This window comes from Campylobacter concisus, assembly GCF_002913745.1.
GTDB classification, from domain to species: domain Bacteria; phylum Campylobacterota; class Campylobacteria; order Campylobacterales; family Campylobacteraceae; genus Campylobacter_A; species Campylobacter_A concisus_R.
In genome coordinates this window covers 1-15,428 of record NZ_PPCG01000068.1, presented here as the reverse complement: position 1 = coordinate 15,428, position 15,428 = coordinate 1, and the positions used below count along the sequence as shown (strand labels likewise).

The window sequence follows — 15,428 nt, the reverse complement described above, 5'->3', positions numbered from 1 at the left end:
TCGGCTATAGCGAAATTTTAGATTTAGACGTAATAGATTTTAGCGAGTTCGTTAAAATCTCGGAGCGAATTTTAAAGGCCAAAAGCGGAGTTAGTTAGATTTTTTTAATATTCTAGAAGCGTTTAAAAACGGCGCCAACTCCGCCTATTAAGCCGCCTAACAAACCTAGTCCGAAAAACAAAGCGATTAATGTCTGCCAAAACCCTACCGGCGAGGCATAGAAAAATAAAAATATAAAAATCGGAACAAAAAAAGCCATTTTAAATCCTTTTCACGGATTATAGCATATTAAAGGAAAATTATGGACAACTCGCAAATCGGTATTAGTATAGGCCTAGCCGTTAAAGGGTTAAGTCAAATTTCGGAGTTAAAAAAGGGATTCGACGGTTTAAAAAGTAAAATTTCGCAGGCCAAAAACGCCGTTACGAGCCTAGATAGCGCCAAGCTTTCCAACCTATCGGCGCAAATAAAATCGGCAAGAAAAGAGCTTTTTAGCGAACTTACCTCAAATCTAGGCGCTATCGCCAACTCTGCGGCTATTGGTTTACCTATTAAGCTAGCCATCGACGACGAAGCGGCGTTTGCCAACGTTAAAAAATACGTAGACGATACGGACGAAAATTTAACTACGTTAAAAAATAGTATGAGAGGGCTAAGCACCTCGCTGGGAAAAAGCTTCGGTGATATCGCTCAAATAGCCGTAGGTGGCGGTAAAATAAATTTAAAAGGGGACGAACTAGTAGCCTATACGAAGATGCTAGCTACCGGCTCAGTCGCGTTTGAAATGAGCGCGGACGCCTTGTCTCGCGCGGCCAATAATATGAAAGTCGGCTTTAAAATGGATAATTTAGAGCTTTTAAACGACTTTTTTGACAGAGTAAATTTGCTCGATAACAAAGTAACCAACGCAAATGCGGACGAGATATTCGAAGCTACGGCGCTAACGGCCGCAAATGCGAGTCTAATCGGATTAAGCGCGACCGACGCCGCCGCGATTAGCTCTACCATGTTAAGCACCGGTAAAGCTACGTCGGTCGTGGGCACTAGCTTAAATGCGCTTTATTCGACCTTATCGATGGCGGATAAAAAAGGCAAAGCGTTTCAAGAAGCGTTAGCTAGTATCGGTATGGACGCCGGGTATCTAAAAGCGGCTCTAGCTAAAGACGCCGCGGGCGCGATAACTACGTTTTTAGAAGCGATTTCAAAAGCCGATAAGGATAAGCAAGCTGGGCTTTTATACGATCTAGTGGGCGGAAATTTTAACGACGAAATCGCGGGGCTCGTCACCAACATAGGCGCCCTTAAAGAAAACATGAGATTAGCCCGCTCGAACGAAGCGATAGGATCTATGCAAAAAGAGCTTCAAACCAAGCTAGATACTACGAAATCAGGCATAGAAAGATTGACGCAGGCGTGGAGAAATTTAGGCTCAAATCTTGGAGAGACGTTTTTACCGCTTACTAATGCCGTTGCTTCGGTACTGGGCGGGATAGCCGGTACGCTTGGCGAGCTAAACTCTAAATTTCCTACGCTTAGCGCCGTAATAGTAAGCGCGGTTGCGGGCTTTATGATGTTTAAGCCGCTTTTACTTATCGGTAAAATCGCGCTTTTAAGCGTTGCGGACGGCTTTTTGGGCGTCGTTAAAATACTTAAATTTTTAAATCCTTTAAATTTGGTAGCGGCGGCTAGGTGGAGCGCTCACGCGTTTAGTTTAGTGGGCGCGACGCTCGCAGCAAAAGCCCATGCGTTTAGTATGCTATTAGTAGGCACTAGGCTAAGATCTGCGTTAATACTAACCGCCGCTTGGAGCGGGGCTACGAAAATCGCCGTGGGTGCTTCTTTGATACTAGGTAGAGGGCTAGCTTTTTTACGTGCCGGCTTTATAGCCGCCGCGGCCGGCATGAAGATAATGCGCCTAGCCCTCATCTCTACCGGAATCGGGGCTTTGGTAGTAGCTCTCGGGGCGGGCGCGGCATGGATTATAGAAAATTGGGATAAGGTGAAAACCTTTTTTGAAAATATCTGGGAGAACGTAAAGCCTTATTGGGAGGCTACTTCAAATTTCTTTAGCTCTATATTTGATTCGGTAGTAGAGTGGTGGAGATCTATATTCGGAGGCTTTTTTGATTGGGTATCCGAGAAATTTCAGTGGGTCGTAGATACCGTTAGCTCTATCGGCGACGCGCTCGGGGCGGCTACTGATTGGACGAAAGACGCTCTTGGTATAGGAGACGGCAAAGAGAGCAACTGGTATAACCCCTTTTCTTGGTTTAACGACGAAGAACCTCAAAGCGCGCCGATAAAGGCCAAAGAGGCCTTATTCGCGGCGTCTAAACCTGCCTCCTCGCAAGCCGCCGCAGTAGCGGCTACCGCAAGTGGGGCAAATATCAATATAAGCTTTAACGGCGATTTTTTACTTAATTCAAATAACGGCAAATTCGATCTGGAAAGCTTTAAAGCTCAAATCGCAAGAAGCGTCAAAGAGGCGCTTAAAAGAGATGAATTTAACAGCGCCAATACCGAAATAAGAGAGCAAAGGTAGCGATATGGTCTTAAATTTAGGAGGCTTTAAATTTAACTGGAAACAAGTAGGCGGTATATCATTAGAGACCGAGTTTGGCATAAGCTCGCAGGACCGTATCCAAAATCATCCGGCTTTATTTGCGGCAAACCTCGGAAACCAAACCGTGAACATAGAGGGCCAGACCATGCCTTATAACGGCGACAAACAAACGGCGCTAAAAAGGCTTTACGAGCTGGCGCGCAGTAGGCAAAGCTATGCGCTAACCAACGGAAACGGCAAATATTTTGGCAGGTTCGCGGTTGTTAAAATCAGCGAAAAACAAGCCGTATTTACCCCAAACGGAGCGTTTTTTACGCAGAGCTTTAGTTTGGAGCTCAGGAGAGATTATGACTAAAATTTACATAGCCAAGGATAACGATAGGCTCGATACTATCGTTTACGCGCATTATGGGCATTTAAGATTTTTTGAGCAGGTGTTAGCCCTAAATCCAAAACTAGCCGCTACGCTTAAAGCGGGCGATAGGGTATTTTTGCCCGAGATAAAAGAGAAAGCCAAAGAACAGGCCAAATTATGGTAAAACACCCGAATTTCAAGCTCGAAGCAAACGGCAAAGATATTACGGAGATCATTAAAGCAAATCTCATCAGTCTAAATTTCGACGACAAGGAAGGTAGCAAAAGCGACGAGATAAGCTTTAGCGTTAGCGGTATATACGCCAAGCCCGTATTCGGAGATAGTCTTAAACTTTGGCTAGGATATGGGGAGGATCTTTATCTTTGCGGCTCGTTTAGCGTCCAGACCGCAAGCAGAGACTACAAAAACTACGCTACGGAAGTAAGAGCCACTGCCGTAAACTTCGCAAGCCCTCAAAAAATCAAAAAGCGCAGAAGCTGGGAGAATACCACCGTATTTGAAATAGCAAGGAAGATAGCCGCCGAAAATAAGCTCGCCGTAAAAACGTCCGGACAGGATCAAAACATCGCCTCCGTCTTGCAAAACGACGCGGGAGATCTAGATTTCTTGTATGGGCTTTGCTTTGATTACGGCTTTATCATGGCTGTCAAAAATAACACCATCGTCATAGCCGCAAAAGATGCGAAGGGAGACGAAACGCAAACGTCAAATACCCCTAAAAACGAGAGTTTGCCTAAATTTACCCTAAATTTAGCCGAGCTTTACTCGTTAGAGATTACGGAGGCAAACAGAAACTCCTACGGAGCGGTTATAGTAGAGTGGCAAGACATAGAAGCGGGTAAAACAAAGAGTATTAAGGTGGGCTCTGGAGACCAAATTTACAAGATGCAAATAGCCCAACCAAAGAGCGACAATGAAGCCTTTAAAATGGGCGAAGCCAAGCTAAACGAGCTACAAAAGGGCGGTATAAACGGCAGGTGTAGTTTACCCGGCGCAAATATAGTAGCAGGCGGAAAGCTAAAATTTAAAGGCATCGCTGGACTAGAAAATAATGAATTTAGCATTAAAAGCGTGGAGCATAGGCTGACAAGCAAAGATTATACGTGTGAAGTGGAGTTTGAGGGGTAAAGTACTAAATCAAACTTCTTAAAATCAAGAAGATATTTTGTACTAATAACAAAAACATAATAAATGCCGTATAATATAACCATGTAAAAAATAAAAAAGGTAGTGAAATTTATGGAAAAGACAGAATTGATTAATGCTATAGAAACACAAAAAAATAATTTTTATAAAGATGGAAACATATTTTTACTAAAAAAAGACAATGAGTTCATTGATGGCGATCTCAGAACCGCAAAAATAGATGATGAGGAATTAGATATAAATGGTATGAAGATAAAAATTCTATCATCACTATTTAAAAGACAAGATGGGGTTTCTAATGATTGGAGCATATATGAATTTGCAAGCGTTGGATTTAATGAGACAAGAGAAGGCTACTATAAGCTATGGATACCTTGTGAAAATGCCAGTAGTAAACAATCTGATCATTTTGGTAGTGATATATTTGTACATGGGTCTTACGGTAGTTTGAATGATTATTTAAAATTTAATATTAAAGAAAAATATACGTTTTTATTTTTTTATCATAATAGTAATTTTTTGATTATAGATTGTAAGAAAAAAATCACCTTCAAAGAGTTTGATGAGTATTGCAGGGTTATATTATCTGCAGTTGGTTTCATTACCGGCTTTATACAGATGGATAGAGGTTATTATTTTGAAGACGATGATTTAGAATGTTCGGAATACAAAAATTTTAAATATACAAGTAGTTTTTCTCCTACTTATAAAAGTAGCTTTTACACAATAGAAGGAAATCCGCATAAATATTGCTTCTCAAATAAAAAAGTTGATATCAACGAAAAAAATAAAAAACTCAACAAAAAAGATTTTGAAAATTTGATAGATAAAATGCTAGACAATATAAATTTCAGAGAAGCGATAGATACACTAACGACAGCAAATACCCTATCTATAAGCTACTACTCAATGAGATTACTTGCAACAGTTTTAGAAATTCTAACGCAAAAAAATGAATCGGACAATAAGAGAACTGGAATAAAAAGAACTACTTATGAAAAAGATTTTATTAAGCAGCTCAAGAAAGAAGCAAAACGACTCATAGGAGATAATTCTAGTTTAAAAGAAAAAAAGAAAAATATATTAGGCAGAATTGACAATATATTTAATCTACCAAATAACGATAAGTTATTATCATTATTTGATGAAAATACAATTAAATTAAACGAGTTAGATAAAAAGTGTATTATGCTTAGGAATCATCTCTTACATGGAAATGTGCCCGTAACCGGCATTCTTAAAAATCAAGACGAGATAACACAAGTAATGTTTATATATTTAAAATTAACTACATTGATAAATGCTGCAATATATAGCAGTATAGGATACAAAGGGATAATAAGAAATTTACCAAAACTTTTTATGGATTATAAAAATATAGAAGAACTCCAAAACGAAGAGTATTTTATTTCTATAAATTAATAGATAAAACTTACAAAATTTCTAGTAGCCTTAGATCAAATTAATATTGTTAAGTTTCTCATTTTTTACATTAAGGTGAAAAATGAGATTTTTTATGAAAATTATGAGACAGGTTAAAAGGTCTTTAAAGGCTTATTAAAGGTCTTTAAATTTATTTTTTGATAGATTGAACGACAACGCCAATTATCTTACCTTTAATAGATTACTCTCTTATGAGAGCTTTTTCGTCTTTTTATAGCTTTCGATCTTTAAATATTCAATAGTATTTAAAGTCTCTTTGACGAATTTTTATGCTTTTTTAAAGGGTGAAATTTTGCATTTAAAATGATAGTAAGCAACGTCCGATTTTTTCTCCACTATCATTTTAAATGCAAGATACTGTCATTTTAAATGCGTGCCGATATGTTTTAAAGGCAGCTTGTCTTTTTTTGCTTGCAAAATTTACTACCGCTTTTATAAAATTTTGGCTTAATGCTCTCAAAGCTTATCTTGAAATTTCTGCTTATTACTCATATAAACAAAGCTTAGTACTTCAGCCACAGCCCTAAAAAGGTGTGCTGGTATCGTATCATCGACCTCACAAACCCTATAAAGCTCCCTTGCAAGAGGTGGATTTTCATAAATTTGCACTCCGTTTTCAACCGCTACCTTTTTTATCTGAAGCGCTAAGAAATCAACCCCTTTAGCAAGTATTATCGGTGCCTCGTCGCGGCTTTTGTCGTATCTGATCGCCACGGCATAGTGAGTTGGGTTTGTGATGACGACGTCAGCTTGTGGGATGTTTTGCATCATACGACGCTTGGCTGCACGCATTTGCGCTTGGCGGATCCTGCCCTTAACCTGCGGATCACCCTCCATCTGCTTGTACTCGTCCTTGATCTCTTGCTTGCTCATGCGAAGGTCTTTAAAATACTGAAAACGCACGATAAGTAGGTCAGCAAGGCCGATCACAAAAAGTATAAAAAGCATGACGCTAACTAGAATAATGAGCTTCTCTTTTAGCCACGCAAGCTGGTCAAACATAGAGAAAAAGAGCGTGTGCGGAAGCTCTTTTATAAACTGCAAGAAAAAGTAAAATCCAACGCCAAATACGATGCTTACCTTAACGACGATCTTGACGCTCTCGATCGCCTTTTTCATAGAAAATAAATTTTTTAGCCCTTTTAGCGGATTTATCTTGCCAAAATTTGGCGTTATTGGCTTTGTGGTAAATATAAAACCAAACTGCATTACATTTGCGATTATGCCAGCAACCGCGACGCAGATGCAAACTGGCAGGATCATCAGAAGTGCCCTGCCAAAGGTATTTACAACGATCATTTTTACCGTTGGCAAAGTCAGTGGCTGACCGATAAATTTAGAGTAGTAGATATAAAGCGAGATGACCTGATCTTTCATAAAATTTAGCATCGCTAGCAGCACGCCAATAGCGATAACTAGGGTTACAAAGCCTGATAAATCCTGACTTTTGGGGACGTTGCCGTCCTTTTTGGCGTCTTCTATCTTTTTGGGGGTCGCTTCTTCGGTTTTTTCCTGATCTTCGCCTGCCATCTTTGTCCTAAGCTCGCTTAAATTTAGGGCGATTATAGCCAAAATGCGGTTAAACTATCCACTAAATTTAAATTTTGTAATTCAAAAAAACTAAGCCGTTTTAGGTGTTTTTGGCTAAAATTAGCAAAAATAAGGAGACGCAAAATGTCATTTTTAGAAGGCTTATTTAATATTTTCAAAGCCAAAAAACCGCCAAAAAGCGATGAAGAGCTACTTTTGGACGAGTATGCGACGATTTACGCTGAAATAAAAGAGAAAAATTTAAACGAATACGACTTTTTGTGTGAGCTCATACGATTACTCTCCTTTTCAAGAGCTAGACGCTACGACTTTTGCCTTGAAAAGTGCCTAACTGATGGCAACGCCGAGGCACTAAATGATCTCATCTTTCAATACGCTAAGCTAAATTTACTCCCAGGATGCAGCGGTGGATATGATCAGTGCGAGAAGCTCATACCGGCATTTTTTGCTATCGCTTGTGGCGACACAGATAGCATGGCAAGCATCTTTCCAAAAGGCTTGCCACCAAGCAAAAACGGCTATAAATTTCTATGTGTCATGCATGATCTGCTCACAGCGATGCTTTGGCAAGATGAAAATTTACTCGCCCCTGCCCTAGAAAAGGCTCGCACCTTTGCAGAGTCTAAAAAGCCAACAAACGAAAGAGAGGCGGTTAAATTTGTGCTTGCCTTGTATGAAAAAGATACGGCTGCTATGAGCGAGCATTTGCATAAATTTTGCTCCACTTTTGGCAGGACAGATGCACCTAAATTTGAAAAACGCCTCTACATCTTTGCGCACGGGCTTCACGCCTTAGCGCGCTACTTTTTACCGCTTGAGCTTTTTAAAGAGATAAAGCTACCAAAAAATGAAAATTTCAGTAAATTTTATGCGCAGAGGCTCTTTCAAAATGAAATTCCCAAGCCAAAACTTTATTTTACTTTTCCGCCTGAGCTTGAACTGATAAATGTGATCTTAAACGCACCAGTAGCCAAGACGCTGATATATCAGCCACATTTGCCAAGTGATAAAACATTTTTCTTAGATCATACATCTATGATAAGAAATTTAGCTGATGAGATCATAAGATCAGGGGCATTAAAGTAGAATTTATAAACTTTTGGCTAATATTCACACCTTACAACCAACAAAGCTCCATAAATCTTTTGCAAAAAAGTGCTTTTTGGTCTTACCAAATTTTAGAAAGGTAGAGTATGTCAAAATACGCTATATTTAAGCATGGCGGTAAGCAATATCGTGTTAGCGAGGGCGAGTTCCTTAAGCTAGATCACTTTAGTGCTGAAGCTAAATCAACCGTTAAGATTACAGAAGTTTTAGCTGTAAATGACGGCGAAGTAAAGGTAGGTGCGCCATTTGTTAAGGGTGCAAAAGTTGTTCTTGAGGTCGTTAATGAAGGCAAAGACAAAAAAGTAGTTATCTACAAAAAACGCAGACGTAAAGACTCAAAACTAAAACGCGGCTTTAGAAGACAATTTACACGTGTAAAAGTCGTAAGTATCGCAGCTTAAGGAGATAAGATATGGCACACAAAAAAGGTCAAGGTTCAACCCAGAATAACCGTGATAGTATCGGACGCCGATTAGGTGTTAAGAAATTTGGTAGCGAGTTCGTTCGTGCTGGAAATATAATCATCCGCCAAAGAGGAACAGCAACTCACGCTGGAAATAACGTAGGTCTTGGCAAAGATCACACTATTTTTGCATTAGTTGATGGCTTTGTAAAATTTGAAAGACTTGATAAAAACAGAAAAAAAGTATCTGTTTATCCAGCTGCATAACCCTAGGGGCGTTTGCCCCTTCTCTTTTTAAATCCACTTAAAATTTAGCAATTTTAATTTATCTTACTTATTATATATAGCTTGGCATTTTAGACAAACACCAAACTACTAAATTTATTTTATTTAGCTTTTAACAAAGCAAGCTCTTGCGCTAGAAATTCCCCTGTGTAGCTGCCAGTTTTTTTGTAGTTTTTAGCTACCTCTTTAACACTGCCACAAGCTATCACTTTACCGCCTTTTGCGCCGCCTTCTGGCCCCATATCTACGATATAGTCGCAGTTTTTGATAACATCCATATTGTGCTCGATCACAAAGACAGAATTTCCAAGATCAACTAGGTGATTTAGCACCTTTACTAGCCTATCAACATCGGCAAAATGAAGTCCCGTCGTTGGTTCATCAAGGATGTAAAGCGTATTTCCAGTGTCACTTCTACTAAGCTCTTTTGCTAGCTTCACGCGCTGCGCCTCGCCGCCACTAAGTGTGACTGCGTTTTGTCCAAGCGTGATGTAGCCAAGCCCCACGTCTTGCAGCGTGGTGAGCTTTGAAGCGATCTTTGGCACGGCCTTAAAAAACTCAACTGCCTCATCTATGCTCATATTTAGCACCTCTGCGATGTTTTTGCCTTTGTATAAAATTTCCAAGGTCTGAGCGTTATATCTAGCGCCATTACAAACGTCACAAACCACGTTTATATCAGGTAAAAAGTGCATCTCGATAGTGATCTCGCCCTCACCTTGGCACTTCTCGCAGCGCCCACCTTTGACATTGAAGCTAAAGCGCCCTATTTTATAGCCTCTAAGCTTGGCCTCTTTAGTCTGCGCAAATAAATTTCTTATCTCATCCATCACGCCAGTGTATGTCGCTGGATTTGAGCGTGGAGTGCGGCCGATCGGGCTTTGATCGAGGTATATAACCTTGTCTAAATTCTCAAGTCCGCTTAAATTTACCCCAGCTATCTTTTTTACTTTTTTGGCTCTATTTAGCTGCTCCTGCGCCTCTGGGAGCAAGGTCTGAAGCACTAGCGAGCTCTTGCCAGATCCTGAAACGCCGGTGATGCCCACGAGATTTCTTAGTGGAAATTTAGCGGTTAAATTTGAGATGTTGTTGATATTTACATTTGAAATTTCGAGCCACTTCTCAGCTTTTCTATTTTTTTGATAGTCGATCTTTTTCTTACCATTTATGTATTGTGCAGTCTGAGTGTCCGAGTTTAAAAGCTCTTTTGCCGTGCCTGCAAAGACTACACTACCACCAAATTTACCAGCTCCAGGGCCGATATCTACGATAAAATCAGCCTCTTCTATCGTCTTTTTATCATGCTCGACGACGATCACGGAGTTGCCTTTGGCTTGCAAATTTCTAAGTGTTTTTATGAGTTTTATCGTATCTCGCTCGTGAAGGCCGATACTTGGCTCATCAAGCACGTACATGACGCCACTTAGCCCACTTCCTATCTGGCTTGCGATCCTGATGCGCTGTGCCTCGCCGCCGCTGATCGTCCTAGCATCGCGCCCAAGCGACAAGTAGCCAAGTCCCACGTCATATAAAAAGAAAAGCCTCTCGTTGATCTCTTTTAAGATAGGCTTTGCGATCGCCTTGTCGTAGTCGCTTAGGTAAGCAAAATTTTTCTCGTTTGAGAAAAAAGCAGTGCAGTTTTCTATGCTCATATCCAAAATTTCACCAAGCCCAAGGCCAGCGACCTTTACTGCTAGACTTTGAGGCTTTAGTCTGTGGCCGTTACAAGCGTCACAAATTTTCTCACTCATATACTCGTCAAAGCCTTTGTAATCCTTCAAAAGTCCGTGTGAAATTTTGACCACGCCATCAAATTTTCTAAGCAGTTTATTTCGCTTCCAAAAAAACTCAACTTCTTTGACATTTCCATATAAAACGAGTCTTTTTTCATCTTCGTTAAGCTCATAATAGGGCTTTTTAGTATCGATGCCATTTTGCTCGCAAAAAGCAAGTAAAAATTTATAGTAATAGCTCATGTTATAGCCATAAAGTAGCTTGATCGCGCCGTTTTCTATCGACTTCTCTTCGTCGATGATCTTGCTCATATCTAGGCTGTATCTTATACCAAGTCCGTCGCAGTACTCGCAAGCGCCCTTTGGCGAATTGAAGCTAAAGCTAAGTGGCTCAAGCGGCGTAAATGAAATTTTACAGTCAAAGCAAGCCATGTGCTCGCTGTAATGTATAAAACTCTCTTTAAGTCCTAGCTCACCAGCGTTTGCGATCTCTATCTCGACCTCGCCAAAGCTCTCATTGAGCGCCTTTTCCACGTCGCTTGCAAGGCGTTCGTGATTTTGTTCATTGATAGCGATCCTATCAACGATGACCTTTATTGTGTGTTTTTTCGTTTTTGCAAGCTCGATCTCCTCATCAAGCCTCACTACCACTCCATCTATTTGCGCCCTTACAAAGCCTTTTTGGCGTAAATTTTCGATCAAATCCGCCCATGTGCCTTTTTTCTCACGAACTAGTGGTGCGTAGATGATCACTTTTGCGCCAAGTGGGAGCTTTGAAATTTCATTTATGATATCACTCGCACTCATTTTTGAGATAGGTTTGCCGCATTTATGGCAGTGCTGCACGCCAACCCTTGCGTATAAAAGCCTTAGATAATCATAAATTTCAGTGATCGTGCCAACCGTTGAGCGAGGATTTTTTGAAGTTGTCTTTTGATCGATCGCAATTGCAGGCGTTAAACCCTCGATCTTATCAACATCAGGCTTGCCCACACGGTCTAAAAACTGCCTAGCGTAGCTACTAAGGCTCTCCATATACCTGCGCTGTCCCTCAGCATAGAGCGTATCAAAGGCTAGCGTGCTCTTACCACTGCCGCTAAGACCAGTAAAAACTACTAATTTATTTTTAGGAATTTCAATGTTTAAATTTTTAAGATTGTGCTCGCGCGCGCCAGTTATTTTTATAGTATCATTCATTAAATTTATACGACCTTTTTAAAATTTTAATCTGTAAATTTAGTCTAAAAGTGATAAAAACTTTATAAAGTAGTTTAAAGAAATTAAGCATGCTATGAAAATTTAAGAGTATATTTATATCATTTTCAGTTTTTTTTGATATTCTACGCCAAAATTTTATTTAAGGAGAAAAAATGTCTGTAAAAATAACCGATATATGCATAAGCTGTGGTTCATGCATCGATGAGTGCCCAGTTTCAGCTATTGTTGACGATAGCGACAACCCAACTGGAGCAGATACATACTATGTTTATTCAAACAAATGCGTTGAGTGCGTAGGTTACAACGACGAGCCAGCCTGTGCATCTGCCTGTCCAACTGATGGTTGCATCGTTTGGGATGCCGTAGTAGCAGGACAACCTTCACGTGATCAAATCGGTGCTGACGCTCGCACTGGCAGCACTCCAGTTATCCAATAAATTTACAAAATTTAGGCTCAAATTTGAGCCTATTTTATTTTTAAGCTTTATTTGATATAATTGCCAACTTCATTTAAATAACCTAAATTTTAAGGAAAATTTATGCAAAGAACACTTTCTATTATTAAGCCTGACGCTGTTAAGAAAAATGTTGTTGGAAAGATTATAGATAGATTTGAAAGCAATGGCTTAAGAATCGCAGCTGCAAAGAAAATCAAACTTAGCAAATGCGATGCAAAAGCATTTTATGCAGTTCATAAAGATAGACCTTTCTTCAACGATCTAGTTGATTTTATGGTAAGCGGACCAGTTGTGGTTATGGTTTTAGAGGGCGAAAATGCAGTTGCTAAAAACCGCGAGCTAATGGGTGCAACTAACCCAAAAGAAGCAGCTCCTGGTACTATTAGAGCTGATTTTGCTGATAGCATTGATGCAAACGCAGTTCACGGAAGCGACAGCCTAGAAAACGCTGTAAATGAGATAAATTTCTTCTTTGCTTCAAGAGAAATTTGCTAATTTTGGACTAAAACTTGATTATTCCGTTTTCTAAAATAGCAAACAAAGAGATAAACTTTGAGCTAGTAAGAAACAATGATCTAATTTTTAGTGGAATTTTAAAAAGAAAAGACCCTTTTTTGGTAAAATGCCAAGGTACTATAAAGGGCGAGATAAAATATATTTGTGATCGATGCGGTGATGAATTTATGCTACCTATCGATCAAGACGTAGAGCTAAATTTAAGTGACGGTGTCTATAAAGACAGAGAAAATGAGCTTAGCGATACGGTTGAATTTTTTGATGGCAATATTGATTTAAAAGAAGTTTTTGAAAGCGAGCTAGAAGCTTTTAAGAGCGATTATTTTTATTGTGAAAAATGTAAAAATTTATAAAGGAGAGTAAAATGGCAGTACCAAAGCGAAGAGTGAGTCATTCTCGTGCAGCAAAACGTAGAACACATTACAAAGTTACACTTCCAGTGCCTGTAAAAGACAAAGATGGTTCTTGGAAAATGCCTCACCGCATAAACAAAACAACAGGTGAATACTAAAATATGATTCGCATTGCTATTGATGCTATGGGTGGTGATTTTGGTGCAGAGCCTATAATATCTGGCGTTATCGAAGCACTGAAAGAGGCAGAATTTAAAGCTGTATTAGTTGGCGATAGCAATGCCATAAAACCACTCATCCCACAACCCTATTTAAAAAATATAGAATTTATAGAAGCTACCGAAGTCATCTCGATGTCAGACGGAGCCACAGACGCACTAAAAAGAAAAGATAGCACGATCTACAAAGCTGTTGAGCTTTTAAAAGAAAAAGAAGTCGATGCTGTCGTTTCTGCTGGTCACAGCGGTGCTACTATGAGTTTAGCTACGTTAAGAGTTGGTAGATTAAAAAATGTATCTCGTCCAGCAATCGCTACACTTATGCCAAATTCAAAAGAGACAGCTACTTTGGTTTTGGACGTTGGTGCAAATGTTGATTGCAGAAGCGAACACCTTTTTCAGTTTGCCATCATGGGTGAAGCCTATGCAAAAGAAATTTTAGGCAGAAAAGAGCCAAAAGTAGGTCTTTTATCAAACGGCGAAGAAGAGAGCAAAGGCAATGAAGTCAGCAAAGAGGCTTTTAAACTAGTTTCTAGGCTTGATAGTTTCGTTGGCAATGCAGAGGGCAATCAAATTTTTGATGGCAGCATTGATGTCATGGTTTGCGACGGTTTTATGGGAAATATCCTACTAAAAACGAGCGAAGGTGTCGCTGATGCCATAGGCAAGATCATCAAAAAGCAAGTCAAAAAATCGCCCCTTGCTATGGCTGGATCAGTGCTTATGGGGAAAGTTTTTAAAACTCTAAAAAAACAGGTTAGCTACGATGAATATGGCGGTGCTCCACTTCTTGGCGTAAATGGCTGCGTCATCATAAGTCACGGCAAAAGCAACTCAAAAGCCATAAAAAATGCAATCTTTCAAGCAATTAAATTTGCTAACTCGAATATAAATAAAGTTATAGAAGAAGAACTTTCACACTTTGCAAGGTAAAATATGCCAAAAGCTTCATTGATCTCCATTGCGTCATATGTCCCAGAAAAAATTTTAACAAATTTTGATTTTGAAAAAATGGTTGATACAAGCGATGAGTGGATAGTGAAGCGAACCGGTATAGAGCAAAGACATATCGCAACGACTGAGATAACAAGCGATCTTGGCACAAAAGCTGCCGAGCTAGCCATAAAGCGATCAGGACTTGAGAAATCACAAATCGATGCGGTAATCTGCGCTACGATATCTCCGGATCATCTTTGCATGCCTTCAACTGCTTGCAAGATAGCTTCAAATTTAGGCTTAAATTTTGGCATTACAGCTTTTGATATAAGTGCGGCTTGCACAGGATTTATCTATCTTTTAGAGCTTGCAAATTCTCTTATCGTAAGTGGTGCTAAAAAAAATGTCTTGATCATAGGAGCTGAAAAACTAAGCTCAATAATCGACTACACAGATAGAAGCACCTGCATACTTTTTGGCGACGGAGCTGGCGCTGCTGTGATAAGCGCTAGCGAAGAAAACGAGATCATCGACATCCACACTGCAAGCGACGGCAGACAGGCTGAGCTTTTGATAACTCCAGGATGCGGCAGTGCATTTCCAGCTAGCGATGAGACGCTAAAAAATAGACTAAATTTCATCCACATGAGCGGAAATGAGGTCTTTAAGATAGCGGTTCAAACGCTTAGCAAAAGCGTGATAGAAATTTTACACGCAAACAAAATGCAAAGCGAAGATATCGACTTTTTCATACCTCATCAAGCAAATATCAGGATAATAGACGCCGTAAAGAACAGGCTAAATTTCACTGACGAGCAGTGCGTTTTGACAGTTGCAAAATATGGCAATACAAGCTCTGCTTCGATCCCAATGGCGATAAATGATGCATATGAGGATGGACGCATTAAAAATGGTTCAGTTTTGCTTCTTGATGCATTTGGCGGTGGCTTTACTTGGGGTTCGGCGATACTAAAATTTGGCGGAAGAAATTTTAGCGACCTGTAATTAACCGCTTCTATACCTAAAACTCTAAATTTAATAAAATTTCTACAACATCTTCTATAAATTTTTAAAAATTTCCATTCATTTTCAAATGCATATTAAAATTACACTGTTTTAAAT

Annotated in this window: 17 protein-coding genes; 14 read left to right on the top strand and 3 right to left on the bottom strand. The window is 39.6% G+C overall.

Annotated features, from left to right (window positions below; genetic code table 11):
* Positions 1-112: 112 nt before the first annotated feature.
* On the bottom strand, positions 113-259 hold the full coding sequence (locus CYO90_RS10270) for a hypothetical protein (RefSeq protein WP_180997526.1): 147 nt from the start codon (positions 257-259) through the stop codon (positions 113-115).
* 42 nt (positions 260-301) lie between these two features.
* On the opposite strand from CYO90_RS10270, the gene CYO90_RS08030 reads away from it, so the two are divergent.
* The 5 genes from CYO90_RS08030 (at position 302) to CYO90_RS08010 (ending at position 5,507) form a co-directional block, all read left to right on the top strand.
* Entirely contained in the window at positions 302-2,542 is a 2,241-nt protein-coding gene (locus tag CYO90_RS08030; protein ID WP_103579122.1) for a phage tail tape measure protein, read from the top strand.
* Between the two features lie 4 nt (positions 2,543-2,546).
* Complete coding sequence (locus CYO90_RS08025) at positions 2,547-2,918, top strand: phage tail protein (RefSeq protein WP_103579121.1); 372 nt, start codon at positions 2,547-2,549, stop codon at positions 2,916-2,918.
* A complete protein-coding gene (locus CYO90_RS08020; protein WP_103579120.1) occupies positions 2,911-3,102 on the top strand; it encodes a tail protein X in 192 nt (63 codons plus the stop codon). Before CYO90_RS08025 ends, CYO90_RS08020 begins: the two co-directional genes overlap by 8 nt.
* Entirely contained in the window at positions 3,096-4,067 is a 972-nt protein-coding gene (locus tag CYO90_RS08015) for a phage late control D family protein (protein WP_103579119.1), read from the top strand. The genes CYO90_RS08020 and CYO90_RS08015 overlap by 7 nt, the downstream gene beginning before the upstream one ends.
* 111 nt (positions 4,068-4,178) lie before the next feature.
* The gene (locus CYO90_RS08010; protein ID WP_103579118.1) at positions 4,179-5,507 is read left to right on the top strand and encodes a hypothetical protein; all 1,329 of its coding nucleotides are present in this window, start codon (positions 4,179-4,181) and stop codon (positions 5,505-5,507) included.
* A gap of 477 nt (positions 5,508-5,984) precedes the next feature.
* Here the strand turns inward: CYO90_RS08010 and flhB are convergent, their stop codons facing one another.
* A complete protein-coding gene (gene flhB / locus CYO90_RS08005; protein ID WP_002942594.1) occupies positions 5,985-7,058 on the bottom strand; it encodes a flagellar biosynthesis protein FlhB in 1,074 nt (357 codons plus the stop codon).
* A gap of 144 nt (positions 7,059-7,202) precedes the next feature.
* On the opposite strand from flhB, the gene CYO90_RS08000 reads away from it, so the two are divergent.
* From CYO90_RS08000 to rpmA, 3 genes are all read left to right on the top strand, one after another.
* Positions 7,203-8,165 (top strand): hypothetical protein, encoded by a 963-nt coding sequence (locus CYO90_RS08000; protein ID WP_103579117.1) that lies wholly within the window; start codon positions 7,203-7,205, stop codon positions 8,163-8,165.
* A 107-nt stretch (positions 8,166-8,272) separates the two neighbouring features.
* A complete protein-coding gene (rplU, locus tag CYO90_RS07995; RefSeq protein ID WP_103579116.1) occupies positions 8,273-8,587 on the top strand; it encodes a 50S ribosomal protein L21 in 315 nt (104 codons plus the stop codon).
* 11 nt (positions 8,588-8,598) lie between these two features.
* The gene (gene rpmA, locus CYO90_RS07990; RefSeq protein WP_103579115.1) at positions 8,599-8,856 is read left to right on the top strand and encodes a 50S ribosomal protein L27; all 258 of its coding nucleotides are present in this window, start codon (positions 8,599-8,601) and stop codon (positions 8,854-8,856) included.
* Between the two features lie 119 nt (positions 8,857-8,975).
* On the opposite strand, the gene uvrA is transcribed toward rpmA, so the two are convergent.
* Positions 8,976-11,804 (bottom strand): excinuclease ABC subunit UvrA, encoded by a 2,829-nt coding sequence (uvrA, locus tag CYO90_RS07985; protein ID WP_103579114.1) that lies wholly within the window; start codon positions 11,802-11,804, stop codon positions 8,976-8,978.
* A gap of 173 nt (positions 11,805-11,977) precedes the next feature.
* On the opposite strand from uvrA, the gene CYO90_RS07980 reads away from it, so the two are divergent.
* The 6 genes from CYO90_RS07980 (at position 11,978) to CYO90_RS07955 (ending at position 15,311) form a co-directional block, all read left to right on the top strand.
* Positions 11,978-12,262 carry an NADH-quinone oxidoreductase subunit I gene (locus tag CYO90_RS07980; protein WP_002942606.1) on the top strand — a complete coding sequence of 95 codons (285 nt, stop codon included), beginning with the start codon at positions 11,978-11,980 and terminating at the stop codon, positions 12,260-12,262.
* A gap of 102 nt (positions 12,263-12,364) precedes the next feature.
* On the top strand, positions 12,365-12,778 hold the full coding sequence (gene ndk, locus CYO90_RS07975; protein WP_002942517.1) for a nucleoside-diphosphate kinase: 414 nt from the start codon (positions 12,365-12,367) through the stop codon (positions 12,776-12,778).
* Between the two features lie 14 nt (positions 12,779-12,792).
* A complete protein-coding gene (locus CYO90_RS07970; RefSeq protein WP_103571456.1) occupies positions 12,793-13,152 on the top strand; it encodes a hypothetical protein in 360 nt (119 codons plus the stop codon).
* A gap of 11 nt (positions 13,153-13,163) precedes the next feature.
* Positions 13,164-13,310, top strand: a complete 147-nt coding sequence (rpmF, locus tag CYO90_RS07965; RefSeq protein WP_002942540.1) for a 50S ribosomal protein L32 — start codon at positions 13,164-13,166, stop codon at positions 13,308-13,310.
* Between the two features lie 3 nt (positions 13,311-13,313).
* Positions 13,314-14,303 (top strand): phosphate acyltransferase PlsX, encoded by a 990-nt coding sequence (gene plsX / locus CYO90_RS07960; protein ID WP_103579113.1) that lies wholly within the window; start codon positions 13,314-13,316, stop codon positions 14,301-14,303.
* 3 nt (positions 14,304-14,306) lie between these two features.
* On the top strand, positions 14,307-15,311 hold the full coding sequence (locus tag CYO90_RS07955) for a beta-ketoacyl-ACP synthase III (RefSeq protein WP_103579112.1): 1,005 nt from the start codon (positions 14,307-14,309) through the stop codon (positions 15,309-15,311).
* The last annotated feature ends 117 nt before the right edge of the window (positions 15,312-15,428 follow it).

Bases quoted from the DNA above. Each gene is read 5' to 3' on its own strand.
- CYO90_RS10270 (WP_180997526.1), bottom strand. From the start codon at position 259: ATGGCTTTTTTTGTTCCGATTTTTATATTTTTATTTTTCTATGCCTCG.
- CYO90_RS08030 (WP_103579122.1), top strand. From the start codon at position 302: ATGGACAACTCGCAAATCGGTATTAGTATAGGCCTAGCCGTTAAAGGG.
- CYO90_RS08025 (WP_103579121.1), top strand. From the start codon at position 2,547: ATGGTCTTAAATTTAGGAGGCTTTAAATTTAACTGGAAACAAGTAGGC.
- CYO90_RS08020 (WP_103579120.1), top strand. From the start codon at position 2,911: ATGACTAAAATTTACATAGCCAAGGATAACGATAGGCTCGATACTATC.
- CYO90_RS08015 (WP_103579119.1), top strand. From the start codon at position 3,096: ATGGTAAAACACCCGAATTTCAAGCTCGAAGCAAACGGCAAAGATATT.
- CYO90_RS08010 (WP_103579118.1), top strand. From the start codon at position 4,179: ATGGAAAAGACAGAATTGATTAATGCTATAGAAACACAAAAAAATAAT.
- flhB (WP_002942594.1), bottom strand. From the start codon at position 7,058: ATGGCAGGCGAAGATCAGGAAAAAACCGAAGAAGCGACCCCCAAAAAG.
- CYO90_RS08000 (WP_103579117.1), top strand. From the start codon at position 7,203: ATGTCATTTTTAGAAGGCTTATTTAATATTTTCAAAGCCAAAAAACCG.
- rplU (WP_103579116.1), top strand. From the start codon at position 8,273: ATGTCAAAATACGCTATATTTAAGCATGGCGGTAAGCAATATCGTGTT.
- rpmA (WP_103579115.1), top strand. From the start codon at position 8,599: ATGGCACACAAAAAAGGTCAAGGTTCAACCCAGAATAACCGTGATAGT.
- uvrA (WP_103579114.1), bottom strand. From the start codon at position 11,804: ATGAATGATACTATAAAAATAACTGGCGCGCGCGAGCACAATCTTAAA.
- CYO90_RS07980 (WP_002942606.1), top strand. From the start codon at position 11,978: ATGTCTGTAAAAATAACCGATATATGCATAAGCTGTGGTTCATGCATC.
- ndk (WP_002942517.1), top strand. From the start codon at position 12,365: ATGCAAAGAACACTTTCTATTATTAAGCCTGACGCTGTTAAGAAAAAT.
- rpmF (WP_002942540.1), top strand. From the start codon at position 13,164: ATGGCAGTACCAAAGCGAAGAGTGAGTCATTCTCGTGCAGCAAAACGT.
- plsX (WP_103579113.1), top strand. From the start codon at position 13,314: ATGATTCGCATTGCTATTGATGCTATGGGTGGTGATTTTGGTGCAGAG.
- CYO90_RS07955 (WP_103579112.1), top strand. From the start codon at position 14,307: ATGCCAAAAGCTTCATTGATCTCCATTGCGTCATATGTCCCAGAAAAA.